Origin of the sequence: Janibacter alkaliphilus, from assembly GCF_013408565.1 — a bacterium.
In the GTDB taxonomy this organism is placed as follows: domain Bacteria; phylum Actinomycetota; class Actinomycetes; order Actinomycetales; family Dermatophilaceae; genus Janibacter; species Janibacter alkaliphilus.
The window spans coordinates 1,851,303-1,865,383 of record NZ_JACBZX010000001.1 but is presented as its reverse complement, the minus strand read 5'-3'; the positions used below and the strand labels follow the sequence as shown (position 1 = coordinate 1,865,383).

10 protein-coding genes are annotated in these 14,081 nt (G+C 76.4%); 2 read left to right on the top strand and 8 right to left on the bottom strand.

Features of this window, described 5'->3' with window-relative positions:
- The first annotated feature begins 1 nt into the window (after window position 1).
- Complete coding sequence (locus BJY28_RS09110) at window positions 2-1,339, top strand: ABC1 kinase family protein (RefSeq protein WP_179462728.1); 1,338 nt, start codon at window positions 2-4, stop codon at window positions 1,337-1,339.
- A gap of 2 nt (window positions 1,340-1,341) precedes the next feature.
- On the opposite strand, the gene BJY28_RS09105 is transcribed toward BJY28_RS09110, so the two are convergent.
- The 6 genes from BJY28_RS09105 to nudC form a co-directional block, all read right to left on the bottom strand.
- On the bottom strand, window positions 1,342-1,926 hold the full coding sequence (locus BJY28_RS09105; protein ID WP_179462727.1) for an HhH-GPD-type base excision DNA repair protein: 585 nt from the start codon (window positions 1,924-1,926) through the stop codon (window positions 1,342-1,344).
- A gap of 105 nt (window positions 1,927-2,031) precedes the next feature.
- Window positions 2,032-2,169, bottom strand: coding sequence for a hypothetical protein (locus BJY28_RS09100; protein WP_179462726.1), 138 nt, complete (start codon window positions 2,167-2,169; stop codon window positions 2,032-2,034).
- A 69-nt stretch (window positions 2,170-2,238) separates the two neighbouring features.
- On the bottom strand, window positions 2,239-2,508 hold the full coding sequence (locus BJY28_RS09095; protein WP_179462725.1) for a WhiB family transcriptional regulator: 270 nt from the start codon (window positions 2,506-2,508) through the stop codon (window positions 2,239-2,241).
- Between the two features lie 107 nt (window positions 2,509-2,615).
- Complete coding sequence (locus BJY28_RS09090) at window positions 2,616-2,825, bottom strand: hypothetical protein (protein WP_179462724.1); 210 nt, start codon at window positions 2,823-2,825, stop codon at window positions 2,616-2,618.
- Between the two features lie 109 nt (window positions 2,826-2,934).
- Window positions 2,935-5,109, bottom strand: a complete 2,175-nt coding sequence (locus BJY28_RS09085; RefSeq protein ID WP_218875268.1) for an ATP-dependent DNA helicase UvrD2 — start codon at window positions 5,107-5,109, stop codon at window positions 2,935-2,937.
- Between the two features lie 35 nt (window positions 5,110-5,144).
- On the bottom strand, window positions 5,145-6,077 hold the full coding sequence (nudC, locus tag BJY28_RS09080; protein WP_179462723.1) for an NAD(+) diphosphatase: 933 nt from the start codon (window positions 6,075-6,077) through the stop codon (window positions 5,145-5,147).
- Between the two features lie 73 nt (window positions 6,078-6,150).
- Between nudC and BJY28_RS09075 the strand changes: the two genes are divergently transcribed.
- Window positions 6,151-7,569: a phosphotransferase gene (locus BJY28_RS09075; RefSeq protein ID WP_179462722.1), complete on the top strand. Its 1,419-nt coding sequence runs from the start codon at window positions 6,151-6,153 to the stop codon at window positions 7,567-7,569.
- A 55-nt stretch (window positions 7,570-7,624) separates the two neighbouring features.
- Here BJY28_RS09075 and BJY28_RS09070 read toward each other — a convergent pair whose 3' ends face one another.
- Window positions 7,625-10,918: an ATP-dependent helicase gene (locus tag BJY28_RS09070; RefSeq protein WP_179462721.1), complete on the bottom strand. Its 3,294-nt coding sequence runs from the start codon at window positions 10,916-10,918 to the stop codon at window positions 7,625-7,627.
- Entirely contained in the window at window positions 10,915-14,073 is a 3,159-nt protein-coding gene (locus BJY28_RS09065) for an ATP-dependent DNA helicase (protein ID WP_179462720.1), read from the bottom strand. The genes BJY28_RS09070 and BJY28_RS09065 overlap by 4 nt, the downstream gene beginning before the upstream one ends.
- Window positions 14,074-14,081: the final 8 nt, after the last annotated feature.

Genomic DNA, 14,081 nt, shown 5'->3' with positions numbered 1-14,081 from the left:
CATGACCAGCGCAGCCGACGACCGTCGGCGAGGCATCCCCCGAGGGGCAGCGGGTCGGGCCGCTCGGCTGGCCTCGCTGCCGCTGGGGCATGCCGGTCGCAGCGCCGCGGGCCTGGGCCGTCGGATGACCGGCGGCTCCGCCGAGCAGATCGACGCCGACATCCAGCGACGCACCGCCGAGCAGCTCTTCACCGTGCTCGGCTCGCTCAAGGGTGGCGCGATGAAGGTCGGTCAGTCGCTGTCGGTGCTCGAGGCCGCGCTGCCCGAGGACCTCGTCGAGCCCTACCGGGAGATGCTGGTGCGGCTGCAGGACGCCGCGCCGCCGATGAGCCCCGACGAGGTGCACGAGGTGCTGCGGGCCGACCTGGGAGCCGACTGGGCGGCGCTGCTGCCCGAGCTGGGCGGGCAGCCGGTGGCGGCCGCCTCGATCGGCCAGGTGCACCGGGCACGGTGGTCCGACGGGCGCCCGGTGGCGGTCAAGGTGCAGTACCCCGGCGCCGACCGGGCCCTGCGCAGCGACCTGCAGCAGATCGCGCGGCTGGCCCGGGTCGCGGGCACGTGGATGCCCGGCATGGACATCAAGCCGGTCACCGAGGAGCTGCTGGCGGCCGCCGACGAGGAGCTCGACTACGCCTTGGAGGCCGAGAACCAGGCCGCCTTCGCCGCCGCCTACGTCGACGACCCGGAGATCGCCGTGCCGGCGTCGGTGACCCACCGGCCGCACGTCCTGGTCTCCGAGTGGCTCGAGGGAGCCCCGCTGAGCCAGCTCATCCGCGACGCCGACCAGGACGTGCGCGACGTCGTCGGACGGCGCTACCTGACCTTCCTGCTGGAGTCACCGGCGCGCTGCGGGCTCATGCACGGCGACCCGCACCCCGGCAACTTCCGGCTCACCCCGGACGGGCGGCTCGGGGTGGTCGACTACGGCTCGGTCGCCCGCTTCCCCGGCGGGCTGCCGCCGGCGATCGGGCGGATCTTCGCGCTCGCCGCCGGCGGCGACGCCGAGGAGGTGCTCGCCGGCATGCGGGCAGAGGGTTTCGTGCTGCCGGGCGTCGAGGTCGACGCCGAGGCGCTGCTCAGCTACGTCTCCCCCTTCGTCGACCCGGTCCGCACCGAGCGGCACCACTTCAGCCGGGACTGGATGCGCCGGGCCAGCGAGGGCATGACCGACCTGCGGCACCCGGAGTTCACCATGGGGATGCGGATCAACCTGCCGCGGGAGTACGCGATGGTGCACCGGGTCTTCCTCGGTGCGATGGGCGTGCTCTCCCAGCTCGGCGCGACCGTCGAGGTGCGCGCGCTCTTCGAGGAGCACCTGCCCGGCTTCGCCGAGGCCTGAGCTCAGCCCTTGGCGCCCTTCTCCGCCTTCGCCGCGGCCTTGGCCTGCTTCTTGAAGTCGCGGACCTGCTGCAGGCTGGTCTCGTCGACGACGTCGGCCACCGAGCGGGTCGAGCCCTCCTCGGCGTAGGGGCCGACCACCTCGCGCCAGCCCTCGGGGGCGGCGTCCAGCTGCTTGCCGAGCAGCGCGACGAAGATGCGCGCCTTCTGGTCGCCGAAGCCGGGCAGCGCCTTGACCCGGGCGAGCAGGTCCGTGGCGTCGCTGGCCCCGGTCCAGACCGCCGCCGGGTCGCCGCCGTGCTCGTCCCGGATGGTGGCCGCCAGGGTCTGGATGCGCCCGGCCATCGAGCGGCCGTAGCGGTGCACCGCCGGCGGGGTGGCGCACAGGTCGGCGAAGGCCTCGGGGTCGGCGTCGGCGATCGCGGCGACGTCGAGGCTGCCGAAGCGCTCCTTGACCTTCAGCGGACCGGCGAAGGCCCGCTCCATCGGGAACTGCTGGTCGAGCAGCATGCCCACCAGGAGGGCGAAGGGGTCGGTGGAGAGCAGCTCGTCGGCCGCCTCGTCCTGGGCGATGCGCAGCGTGGCCATGCGCTCAGCCTGCCACGGGTGAGACAGATAGCAGGGGTGACACAGATGGGTGGAGGTGCCGGCACGCGCTCTGGGGCGTGCGGGCACCTCCACCGGGGCTGCGGGTCACCGCAGCGTGAGGATGACCGCGAGCTCGTCGCGCGGGTCGGCGCGGCGGTGGTGCTGCGGCGGGCTGACCGGCAGCGGTCGCGGACCGCGGGGGCTGCGGCGCAGCCGCCGGGAGAGGCTGGACAGCGGGCTCATCGTCGTTCACCTCCTTCGGGCTGACGATGCGGGCGAGGTGGCCGGGCGGCCCGGGCTTCCGGGCTCGGCTCACGCCGGGACGGGGTGCTTGCGCGGCCGGCCGCGGGGGCGCTTGCGCGGCACCACCCGACCGTTGTCGAAGAGCTCGCCGCCCCAGACGCCCCAGGGCTCACGACGAGCCAGGGCGCCCTCGAGGCAGGCCTGGCGCAGCGGGCAGGTGCCGCACAGCGCCTTGGCGAACTCGACCCCGTCGGGGGTGTCGGCGAACCAGGTCTCCGGCTCCTCGGTCATGCACGGGGTGAGCCGGTCGGGATGAGGTGGGTGGTCGGGGGTCGGCATCTGATGACTCCTGTCGGGCGAGAGCGGGGGTGGCGGGACACGACGAAGGCCGCGGGATCCGGTGATCGGATGCCGCGGCCTGAGGTGGTGACCAGGTGTGCCTGCTGTCAGGCAGGTGGTCCCACGGGTCGCGGATCCGGGGCGTCGAAGGCGCCGACGGCGGCACCGGCGCCGCCGATGACGGCGGAGGTGCCGAAGGGCGCCCACGGACGGGCGGCGTCGATCGCACGCAGACGGCCGTTGCTCGCCTGGTTCCCGCCGAGGGTGGCGAGGGCAGCGGCGAACCCGGACGTACCGGTCGTGGTGATGATGTCCATCGGTGCTGCCCTCCTCTCGTCGACGCGCTCACGGGCTCTCGGCCCGACTGACTCCGTCAGGTTAGACCCCTGCGCGGAGACTGCCAACCGATTTAATCGGCGAGCGTCCTCAGCCGTCCGGCAGGGCGTCCTGGTCGCCGGCCGACGGCTCCTGGTCGAGCACCTCGTCGGGGTCGGCGCCGCCGACGACCGCGATGACCTGGTCGGCGTAGAGGATGAGCTTGCGCGGACCCACCCCGCTGATCGCGGCCAGGTCGCGCTGGGCGGTCGGCGCCGCCTCCGCGATCGCCTCCAGGGTGGCATCGGTGAAGACGACGAAGGCGGGCACGGACTGAGCCCGGGAGACCGCGAGCCGCCAGGCCCGCAGCCGCTCGAAGGTGGCCTCGTCGAAGGTGGGCGGGCAGTCCGGGCAGCGGCCCGTAGCCCGCTCGGCGGCGGTGGTCAGCTCGGCGTCGCACCCCTTGCAGCGTCGCGGCGCGGCCGCGCGCCGCTGCCGGGTGCCGGCGCCGCGGCTGCCGCCGGACGAGGACGGGCTGCGGGCACCCTCGCCGAGCATCCCCGCGGCCGGCTCGAGGAAGCGGCTCGGCCGGCGCGAGGCCCGACCGCCGGGGGCCCGGGAGCGCGCCCAGGTCAGGTGCAGCACCTCCCGGGCCCGGGTCACCCCGACGTACATCAGCCGGCGCTCCTCCTCGACCTCCTCGGCCCCGTCGGCCATGGCGATCGGCAGCAGCCCCTCGCTGCACCCGGCGAGGACGACGACGTCCCACTCCAACCCCTTCGCCGCGTGCAGCGACGCCAGAGTCACCCCTTCGACGTCGGGCGCGTGCTGGGCGGCGATGCGCTCGTCGAGCTCACGCACCAGGTCCGGCAGCCGGACCTCCTCGCCGCGGGCGGCGACCCGGGCGGAGAGGTCGACCAGCGCCTTGAGCGACTCCCACCGCTGGCGGACCGCGCCGGCGGTGCCCGGCTGCTGGCGGCTCCAGCCCAGCCCGCCGAGCACGTCCTCGACGAGGTCGGGCAGCGGCTTGCTGCCGTCGTCGGTGCGGGCGGCGCCGCGCAGCAGCACGATCGCGTCGCGGACCTCGGCGCGGGAGAAGAAGCGCTCGCCGCCGCGCACCAGGTAGGGGATCCCGGCGTCGGCCAGCGCGGACTCGAAGGCCTCGGACTGCCCGTTGGTGCGGAAGAGCACGGCGATCTGCGACAGCGGCCGTCCGGCGGCGACGAGGCGGCCCACCTCGGCGGCCACCCACGCGGCCTCGGTCGGGTCGTCGTCGAGCACGGTCAGCCGCGGCGCCGGACCGGCCTCGCGCTGGGCCACGAGCTGCACCGAGCCGTGCCGCCGACCGCCGGAGGGGTCGGTGAGCATCCGGTTCGCCAGCTCGACGACCTGCGGCGTGGAGCGGTAGCTGCGCACCAGCCGCACCGTCCCGGCGCCGCGGTGCCGCGCGGTGAAGCGCAGCAGGTGCTCGGGGGTGGCGCCGGTGAAGCTGTAGATCGTCTGGGCCGGGTCGCCGACGACGCAGATGTCCGAGCGTCCGCCGAGCCAGAGCTCGAGCAACCGCTGCTGCAGGGCGTTGACGTCCTGGTACTCGTCGACGACGAAGTGGCGGTACTGATCACGGATGGTCGCGGCGACGTCCTCGCGCTCCTGGAGGATGCCCACGGTCAGCAGCAGCACGTCCTCGAAGTCGATGACCCCTCGGGCGGACTTCACCTCCTCGTAGGCCTCCAGCAGCCGGGCCATCGCGGTGAGGTCCATCCCGGGCGGCTCGCGACGGGCTCGGCGGGCGGCGTCGGCGTAGCTCTCCGGGGTGAGCAGCGAGACCTTCGCCCACTCCACCTCGGAGGCGACGTCGCGCAGCTCGGTCCGGTCCAGACGCAGCCCCAGCCGGCCGGCGGCCTCGCCGACGGCGGAGAACTTCTGCGGCATCAGCTCCGGCGCGGCGCCGCCGATGGCCTGGGGCCAGAAGTAGTGCAGCTGACGCAGCGCGGCGGCGTGGAAGGTGCGCGCCTGCACCCCGGCCACCGACAGGTCCCGCAGCCGGGTGCGCATCTCTCCCGCGGCCCGCGCGGTGAAGGTCACCGCGAGCACCCGGGTGGGCTGGTAGGCACCGGCGTGCACCCCGTAGGCGATCCGGTGGGTGATCGCCCGGGTCTTGCCGGTGCCGGCGCCGGCGAGCACCGCCATCGGTCCGCTCGGCTCGGCGGCGACCTGCCGCTGCTCCGGGTCCAGCGCCTCCAGGATGTCGTCGGCCGAGGGGGCCACCGGCGGGGGCTGGGTCATGCTCGGCACTCTCTCAGACGACACCGACGACCGGCTCAGCCGCGGTCGTCGAGGTCGTCGAGGCGGCGACCGAGCCACTGCTCGACGAGCCGGGCGCTGATCGAGAGCCGGCCAGCCCGGCGCACCCGCCCCGAGCGCACCGCCTCCAGGTACTCCTGCCGGGTGTACCAGCCGGCCTCGGCGATCTCGCCGTCGAGCAGGGTGATCTCGGTGCCGGTGGCCCGCGCGGAGAAGCCGATCATCAGCGACGCCGGGAAGGGCCACGGCTGGTCGGCGGCGTAGCGCACGTCCTCCACCTGCAGGCCGACCTCCTCGCCCACCTCGCGGGCGACCGCGGCGGCCAGGGTCTCGCCGGGCTCGACGAAGCCGGCGATGATCGCGAACCGGCCCTCGGGCCAGCCCTGGTTGCGGGCCAGCAGCAGCCGGTCGTCCGGGTCGGTGACCGCGACGATGACCGCCGGGTCGGTGCGCGGGTGATGCTCGGAGCCGTCGGCCGGGCAGCGGCGCACCCAGCCGGCGGCCGCGGGCTCGGCTGGCTCGCCGCAGCGCGGGCACCGCGGGTGCGCGGCGTGCCAGTTGGCGAGGGCGACCGCGGTCGCCGCCAGCGACGCCTGCGCCGCGGGCAGCCCGTCGGCGGCCCCGCGCAGGTCGGTCCAGGCTGCGGCGTCGAGGTCGTCCTCGTCGCCGGTGGCCTGCTCGGGCGACGGGGGGTCGTGCACCACGGCCAGCACCGCGCCGCCGTCGAGACGGCCCAGGTGGAGCACCAGCCGGTCGGCGTCGCTCGCGGTCGCCGGGCGCAGCCGGAGCTCGCCGTCGCGTGTCTGCACCCGTCCGGCGGTGACGTCGAGGACGCGGGTGGCGAGGTCGGTCAGCGCCTCGTCGAGGCGCCCCGGGTCGGTGCGTCGGTGCCCCTCGCGGTCGGCTCCGGGGAGGGTCAGCGGCAGGTCGGCGAAGGGGTCCAGGGGCACCCACCCAGCGTAGGTGGTGACTCGCCCCTCGCCGCTCCCGCGTTCCGGTGGTGGCGGGCCGTACGGTGGGCGGGTGACCCGTGGACCGCTCGAACTCGCCGCTCTCGCCAGCGCCGCGGTGCCGGACCTCGACCCTGCCTCGGTCGAGGGTGTCGTCACCGATCCGGCGCACCCCTTCGACGTCGCCTTCGTCCAGGACTCCGAGCACCGGCGGTGGGTGATCCGCTGCCCCCGCACCCCGGCGGCCTCGGCCCAGCTGGAGCAGTCCGCGGCGCTGCTGGGGCTGCTGGCCCGCCGGCTGACCACCCCGGTCCCGACGGTGAAGGGGTGGACGGCGCTGCCCGAGGGCGGCCGCGCCGCCGTGCACGCCTACCTCACCGGGCAGCTCGTCGACCTGGCCGGTCTGACCGCCGGGTCGCGGCTGGCCGCAGGGCTGGGCCGTGCGCTGGCGCAGCTGCACAACCTCGACGCCGGGGTCTACGAGGAGGCCGGGGTGCCGGTCTACGACGCGGAGGCCTACCGGGTGCGGCGCCTGGCCGATCTCGACCGTGCCGCGGCGACGGGGCGGGTGCCGACCGGTCTGCTCGGCCGCTGGGAGAGCGTGCTCGAGGACGTCAGCCGGTGGCGCTTCCAGCCGGTGCCGACCCACGGCGCGATCGGCGAGGGCAGCGTGCTGGCCGTGCCGGGGGACGACGACGCCGAGCTCAAGGCCTTCCTCGGGTGGGAGTCGGCGCAGGTCGCCGACCCCGCCGACGACCTGGCGGCGGTCGTCTCGGTCGTCGACGAGGCCACCCTGGACACCGTGATGGAGGCGTACGCGCACACCCGGGTGCAGCGCCCCGACGCGCACCTGATCGAGCGGGCCCGCCTGGTCGACGAGATGCGCCTGGTGCACGCGATGACGGCCGCGGTGGCCGCCGACGACGACGTGACCGCCGAGCGGTACGCCGCGCGGCTGCGTCGCCTGGACGACGAGCTGGCGGCCGAGGACGACTCGTCCGCGGGTCCCGGTGTCGTGCCCGCCAGCCTCGACCCGCAGGACCGCACGGTCCCCGCGGATGAGCCGGACGGTGACGATCCGGGCGGTGACGAGCCGGGCGGTGACGAGCACAGCGCCGGCGAGGACCCGGAGGTCGACGACCAGCCGGTGGATGACGAGCGCCCGCTGGGGGACGAGCACCTCGTCGGCGACGACGAGGTGCGTGACGACGACCCGGGCGAGGACGGTCGCGCGCCCGCCTCTGACGACGCGGTGGTCCCGGAGGCCTCGGCTGACGTCGCGCCCGCCGAGGATGCGCCGGACCGCGACGGCACCCGGTCGACGAAGATCACCGAGCCGCTCGTGCTCGGGCCCGTCGACGACGACACCGGCGTGCGGGCCGCTCCCGGGGACCGCGACCTCGACGATGGTGTCGCGGACGACGACGCCTCGGGTGACCTCGACGACGGGGACGACGAGGCACCGCGCAGCGGGAGCTCGGCCGTCGGCTGATCCCGAGAGCGCTGACCCGGGAGCGCTCCCCCACCGGCACTGACCGCGACGGCATCTACCCCGTGAGGAGCGCCGCGATCTCGTCCTCGCCGAGCAGCTCCGGCGCCCGGGTCTCCCCGGTGCCCGCGTAGAAGAAGGCGGCGCGCACCCGGTCCACCGGCAGCTCGGCCCAGCGCGCGTAGGCCAGGACGTAGGCGGACAGCTGGACGGCCCGGGCCCGTGCCTGCGCCCCGGTCGGGGGGACGCCGGTCTTCCAGTCCACGACCGTCACCCCGCCGTCCTCGTCGCGGAAGACGGCGTCCACCCGCCCGCGCACCGCCCGGCCGGCGACGACCGTCTCCAGGCTCAGCTCGACCTCCAGCGGCGTCCGCTGCGCCCACGGGCTGTCCAGGAAGCGCCGCTGCATGCCGGCCAGCTCGCCGTCGTCGAGGTCGGCGTCCGCGCTGCCGGGCAGCTCCAGCACGTCGACCATCGCGGCCCGCCCGTAGTGCTCCTCGACCCAGGCGTGGAAGGCGGTCCCCCGCCGTCCGGCCGGCTGCGGCCGGCGCGGCATCGGACGGCGCAGCTCGGCGGCGAAGGCAGCCCGGTCCGCGGCCAGCGCGACCAGGTCGGACGTGGACAGGTGCGCGGGGAGGGCGATCTCCACGTCACCACCGCGCCGACGCTCCTCGCGCTCGGCCAGCAGGGCGGTGATCTGCGCGTCGAGCGCGGCGTAGCGGCTGGTCACCGCGGCGGGTTCTGCTGTCCCAGGCGAGGTCTGCTCCTCGAACCGTCCACGTGCCCGTTCGAGCGCGGCCACCTCGTCCGCCGGCGCGGCCGGGGTCTCCGGCGGCCAGGGCACCGCGTGCAGCTCGGCGAAGGCGGGGTTGGTCTCCCCGCCGTCGGGCATGGCGTCCGCCGGCAGCTCGCCGCGGCGGGTGACCCCGGGCAGCGCGGCCACCTCGGTGAAGAACCGTGAGGGCATCCGCGGGGCCTGCGCGCTCGCCCACTGCGCCGACACGAGCAGCAGGTCGTGCCGCGCGCGGGTCAGCGCGACGTAGGCCAGGCGGCGCTCCTCGACGACCGCGTGCTCGCCGCCGGCCCGCCGGAAGTCCTCGATCGCCGTGGTCACCTCCTTCGGGGTGGCCCCGGAGACGTCCAGCTCGGGCAGCCCGGCCCGGTCGCCCCGCAGCGGGTAGGGCACCCCGCCGTCGACCCCGGCCAGCCAGCCGCGGTCGGTGGGGCTCCCGATCTTCCAGCCCCCGGTCTCCTTGTCCGGGGTGACCCGGGCCGAGTGCGCCGGGAAGGTGCCCTCGACGAGGCCCGGCACCGCGACGACGTCCCACTCGAGCCCCTTCGCGGCATGGCAGGTGAGCACCTGCACGGCCTCCGGGGTGGGGTCGACGACCGGCTTGTCGAGACCACGCTCCTGCTCGATGGCCGCCTCGACCCAGTCCACGAAGCCGCCGAGCGTCGGCCGGTCGGCCCCGGCCGCGAACCCGGCCGCGACGTCGGCGAAGGCGTCCAGGTGCGCTCTCGCGGCACCCGGTGACCACCCCGGGCGGGCCAGCACCTCGATGTCGACGCCCAGCGCGCGCTCCGCCTCGCCGACGAGGTCGGGCAGCGGCAGACCGGCCAGGCCGCGGAGCTGGCGGATGGTGCCGGCCAGGGCGGCCAGCCGGGTCAGCGCCGTCTCGCTGATCGTCTCTCCGCCGGGGCCCTGCCAGCCCGGCGCCGGGAGGTCGTCGAGGGCGTCGACGATGGTGACCCCGTCGGCAGAGTCGGGCGCGAGGTCGGTGCCGGCGCTGCGGTCCCGGCGCGGCGAGAGCTCGCGCGCCCGACCGCCGAGCCCGGCGATGTCGGCGGCGCCGAGGCGGCAGGTGGGTCCGGTGAGCAGCCGCATCAGCCGGTCCCCCCGGGCCGGGTCCTGCACCACGCTGAGCAGGGCGACGACGTCGCTGACCTCGCTGGTCAGCAGCAGGCCGCCGAGACCGACCACCTCGTAGGGCAGGTCGTGGGCGACCAGCGCCTCCACCACCGAGGTGAACTGGCTGCGCTTGCGGCACAGCACCGCCGCGGTGCGTCGCTGGCCACGGCGCTCGGCGATGAACCGGGCCACCAGGTCGGCCTCCTCCGCCGCGGTCGCCACCCGCGCGACGGTGACCTCCCCGCGGGGCGCGTCCGGCCGGGCGCTCAGCTGCGGCACCGGCACGGGGGCGCCGGCACGCAGCTCGTCGGCGACCACGTTGGCCGCCTCGAGGATGCTCGTGTCGTTGCGCCAGCTCGTGCCCAGCGCCAGGCGCCGCGCGCCGAAGCGCTCGGCGAAGGCGCCCAGCGTGGTGGCGCTGGCCCCGCGCCAGGCGTAGATCGACTGGTGCGGGTCACCGACCGCCGTGATCCCGCCCGAGGCTCGACCGTGCGGGGCGAAGAGACCGGTCATCAGGGTCAGCTGGGCCTCGGAGGTGTCCTGGAACTCATCCAGCAGGACCACCCGGAAGCGGTCCCGCTCCTGCTCCCCGATCTGCGGGACCTCCTGCGCCAGGCGGGCCGCCAGGGCCATCTGGTCGGCGAAGTCGAGCACCCCGCGGGCCCGCTTCACCTCGCGGTACCGCGCGACGATCGGCAGCACCGCGGCGCGTGCCCGCAGCGGCGGGATCTCTCCGAGGAAGCCCTTGGTCGGGGCCTTCTCGGCGCGCTCGCCCACCGACTCCCAGCGGTCGGCGAGCGCCCGCAGGTGAGCCTGCATCTCCTCGGGCGTGCGCAGGTGCTCGGCGAGCTCGCCGGAGAGGGCGACAACCATGCCGGTCACCGTGCTCTCGACCCAGTCCACCCCCTCCATCGGGCCGTCGTAGCCGACGACCACCTCGTGGGCCAGCTGCCAGGCCGCCGCCTCGGACAGCAGCCGGGCGTCCCGCTCGTGCCCCAGGCGCAGCGCGTGCTCGCGCACCACGCTGCCGGCGTAGGCGTGGTACGTGCTGACCGTCGGCGCCGCGGCGAGCCCGTCAGCGGGCGCCGTGGGGACGCTCAGGCCGGACGCGGCGAGGCGGTCCAGCCGGGCGCCGATCCGCTCGGCCAGCTCGCCGGCGGCCTTGCGGGTGAAGGTCAGCCCGAGCACCTCGTCGGGCTGGACGAACCCGTTGGCCACGAGCCAGACGACACGGGCCGTCATCGTCTCGGTCTTGCCGGAGCCGGCCCCGGCCACCACGAGGGTCGGCTCCAGCGGCGCCTCGATGACCGCCTGCTGCTCGGCGGTCGGCGGGTGCGCCTGCCCGAGCGCGCGACTCAGGCCGACGGCGTCGATCCACGGCTCCTGCGGTCGCCGCGTCGCGACGTCCTCGTCGTTGTGCAGCAGCGGCAGCTGCTCGCTCATCGCAGCATCATCCCCTCGTCGCGAGCAGGGCAGGAGGTGCGCACCGGGCACGTGCCGCACACCTTCCCCTCGTCCGGCCGGGCCACGAAGCGCGCCGCGGCCATCCCCTCGGCCGTCTCGGCGACCAGGCGCTGCGCCCAGGCGGGGTCGTCGGCCTCGCCGGTCGGCGGCTGCGGCATGACGGTGTTGCTCGGGTTGGCCGCCTTGCCGAGGTTGACGATGGCGGCACCGCCGCTCTCCCGCCCCAGCGCCGGGAAGCCGCCCGCCTCGACGGCCACCTGGTAGGTGCCCAGCTGCGGGTGCACGGCGAGCTCGGGCTTCGTCGGGGCGCTCGAGCCTGTCTTGTAGTCGACCACCCGCAGCCGGCCGTCGGGGTCGCGCTCGACCCGGTCCACCCGCCCGGCCAGGCGCGCCCGGCCCACCTCCACCGCGAAGGGGACCTCGGCGCCCACCTTCGTCCACCCGCTGCCGGCCGCCTGCCGGTAGTAGCGGGCCAGCCACCGGCCCATCGCGTGCGCCCGGGCGAGGTTCTGGTCGGCGACCCAGCCGGGGCGCTGGCCGAGCTGTGGCCAGCGCCGGTCGATCTCGTCGCGGATGTCCTCCTCGGGCACGTCCCCGAGCTCCTCGGCGACCGCGTGGATGAGCGTGCCCAGCTCGGAGGAGACGTGGCCCACCCCGTCGCCGCCGCTGCTGGTGAGCAACCAGCGCAGCGGGCAGCGCTGGTAGCCCTCGACCCGTGAGGGGCTCACCGGCACCAGCGCGTCCGCCGGTCGGACGGGGCGGTCGTCGCTGAGACCGCGCAACGCCCACCAGGACGCAGGGTCGGCGCCACGCACCCCGGCCCGGTGCAGGTCCGTCAGCCGCCGGGCGGCCGCCGCGGCGACGTCTGCCGGTCCGGCCAGGTACTGGCGGAGCCGGGCGACCACGCCGACGAGGTCCAGCTGCAGCGGCGCCTCGACGCTCGGCCGGGCACCGGCGTCGGGGCCCCGCGGGTCGATCAGGTCGAGGTAGACCGAGGGCTGCTCGTCCTCGGAGCTCACCGCGGTCACGTGCACGCTCTCGGTGGCTCGGGTCAGCGCGACGTGCAGCAGCCGGGTCTCGTCGTCGCGCACCTTCTCCCGGGCCGCCCGCACCCCGACGTCCCGCCCGGTGAGCACGTCGACGAGGTGCTCGGAGCCGAGCAGCGACCCGCGCAGCCGCAGGTCCGGCCAGACGCCCTCCTGCACCCCGGCGACGACCACCCGGCGCCACTGGCGCCCGGCCGCCGACTGCGGGGTGAGCAGGGCCACGGTCCCCGAGGCGTCGCCGCGGGCGGCCAGCGAGTCGGCGGCCACCGCGCTGGACCCGACGGCGGCGAGGAATGAGTCGGGTCCGGCGGCCGGCAGCGCGTCCTGGTGCGCCGCGGCCGCGTCGAGCAGGGCCACCACCGCGTCGAGCAGCCGGTCGGCCCGGCGTCCGGCCGCTCCCCCGGCCAGCGCCTGCTCCCGCCAGGCGTCGGCCATCCCGACCGCCGACCACAGGTCCCACAGCACGCTCTCCCCGGTGACCCCGGCCGCCCACCGACCGTCCTCGTCGACCCGGGCGGCCGCGACACCGGCCGCCACGACGGCTGCCAGGCGGGCCAGCGGGGCGACCTCGGGGCCGTGCATCACCAGCAGGGTCGGGTCGGTGACGGCGCTGGTGAGCAGCTCGTCGCTGGTGCGCCCGCCCCCTGACTCCAGCTCGGCGGCGCGCAGCACCCGCCGGGCCCGACGCAGGGCCACGGCGTCGCTGCCCAGCAGCGGGCTGGTCAGCACGTCGACGACGTCCTCGACGACCGGTGGCCGGCCGTGCTGGGCCAGGTCCAGGCAGATCCGCAGCAGCGTCAGCAGGGGCCGGGCAGCCGGCTCCTCGTGCACCGGCGACTCTCCCGCGGGGCTGTCCACCGGCACGCCCCGCGCGGCGAGCACCCGGCGCAGCGTGCCGAGGCGGCCGGCTCCGCGGACCACCACGGCGAGCTCGGACCATGGCACCCCGTCGACGAGGCGGGCCCGGCGCAGCGCCTGCGCCACCCAGGCCGCCTCCTGCGCCGAGGAGCGCAGCACGGCCACCTCGACCTCGCCCGGCGCGGCCGTCGCCGCCGGGGGGCGCTGCCCGCCACCACCGAGCGCGCCGATCCGGCTGACCACACGGGCGTCGGCAGTCGCCACCGCGGCGGGCAGCCGGTGCCCGGTGCGCAGCACGTGCGTCGGTCCGTCGATCCCGGGCCAGTCCTGGACCAGGTGCTCCGGCCGGGCCCCGCGGAAGGTCTGCACGGCCGCGTCCGGGTCGCCGAGCAGCACCAGGTCGGCACCCAGCCCGGCGAGGATGCCCAGGACCCGCGCCGCCGGGGCGGTGAGCTCCTGGGCGTCGTCGACGACGACGCAGCGCAGCTCGGCGGCGACCCGGTCCGCCGCCTCCGGGTCGTCCTCGAGCAGGTCGGCGGCCGCGGTGAGCACCCAGGCCGGGTCGTAGGCGCCCGGCCGGGAGAGCGCGGTCACCTCGTCGTACTCCGCGGCGACCCGGGCGGCGGCGACCCACTCCGGGCGGTCGTGCACCTCGCCGAGCCGGGCCAGGTCCGCCGGGCCCAGACCGTGCTCGACCGAGCGCATGAGCAGGTCCCGCAGCTCGTCCCGGAAGCCGCGGGTGCCCAGCGCCTCCGCCACCCCCGGCGGCCAGCCGGGAGCGCCCTCCCCGGCGGCGTGCCCGGCGAGCAGGTCGCCGATCACCACGTCCTGGTCGGCGCCGCTCAGCAGCCGGGGCACGGGCCGGCCCTGGAGGCTCGCCTGCTGGCGGAGGATGCCGAAGCCGAGGCTGGCCATGGTCCGGGCGCGGGGCCGGGTGCCGGTCCCCCCGGTGCGCGCGGTGACCGCGTCGCGCAGCCGCGCCGCCGCCTGGCGGGTGGGGCCGATGAGGACGATCTCGTCCAGCCGCCGCTCGCCCCGCCGGACCCGGTCCACGACGCACCCGACCGCCACCGTGCTCGTGCCGGTGCCGGGGCCGCCGAGCACCCGGACCAGCCGACCCCGGGCAGCCACCGCGCCCGCCTGCTCGGGGTCGAGCAGCTCGGCCACGGCGGCGTCGGCGGGTGCGCCGACGGCCGGGCCGGTGGTGGCGAGGCGGACCGTGGTGGACATGTCGACAT

What these genes read in the sequence shown, in the direction of transcription:
- BJY28_RS09070 (WP_179462721.1), bottom strand. Translation starts at nt 10,918, where the DNA reads ATGAGCGAGCAGCTGCCGCTGCTGCACAACGACGAGGACGTCGCGACG.
- BJY28_RS09090 (WP_179462724.1), bottom strand. Translation starts at nt 2,825, where the DNA reads ATGGACATCATCACCACGACCGGTACGTCCGGGTTCGCCGCTGCCCTC.
- BJY28_RS09085 (WP_218875268.1), bottom strand. Translation starts at nt 5,109, where the DNA reads ATGACCCAGCCCCCGCCGGTGGCCCCCTCGGCCGACGACATCCTGGAG.
- BJY28_RS09110 (WP_179462728.1), top strand. Translation starts at nt 2, where the DNA reads ATGACCAGCGCAGCCGACGACCGTCGGCGAGGCATCCCCCGAGGGGCA.
- BJY28_RS09105 (WP_179462727.1), bottom strand. Translation starts at nt 1,926, where the DNA reads ATGGCCACGCTGCGCATCGCCCAGGACGAGGCGGCCGACGAGCTGCTC.
- BJY28_RS09100 (WP_179462726.1), bottom strand. Translation starts at nt 2,169, where the DNA reads ATGAGCCCGCTGTCCAGCCTCTCCCGGCGGCTGCGCCGCAGCCCCCGC.
- BJY28_RS09095 (WP_179462725.1), bottom strand. Translation starts at nt 2,508, where the DNA reads ATGCCGACCCCCGACCACCCACCTCATCCCGACCGGCTCACCCCGTGC.
- BJY28_RS09065 (WP_179462720.1), bottom strand. Translation starts at nt 14,073, where the DNA reads ATGTCCACCACGGTCCGCCTCGCCACCACCGGCCCGGCCGTCGGCGCA.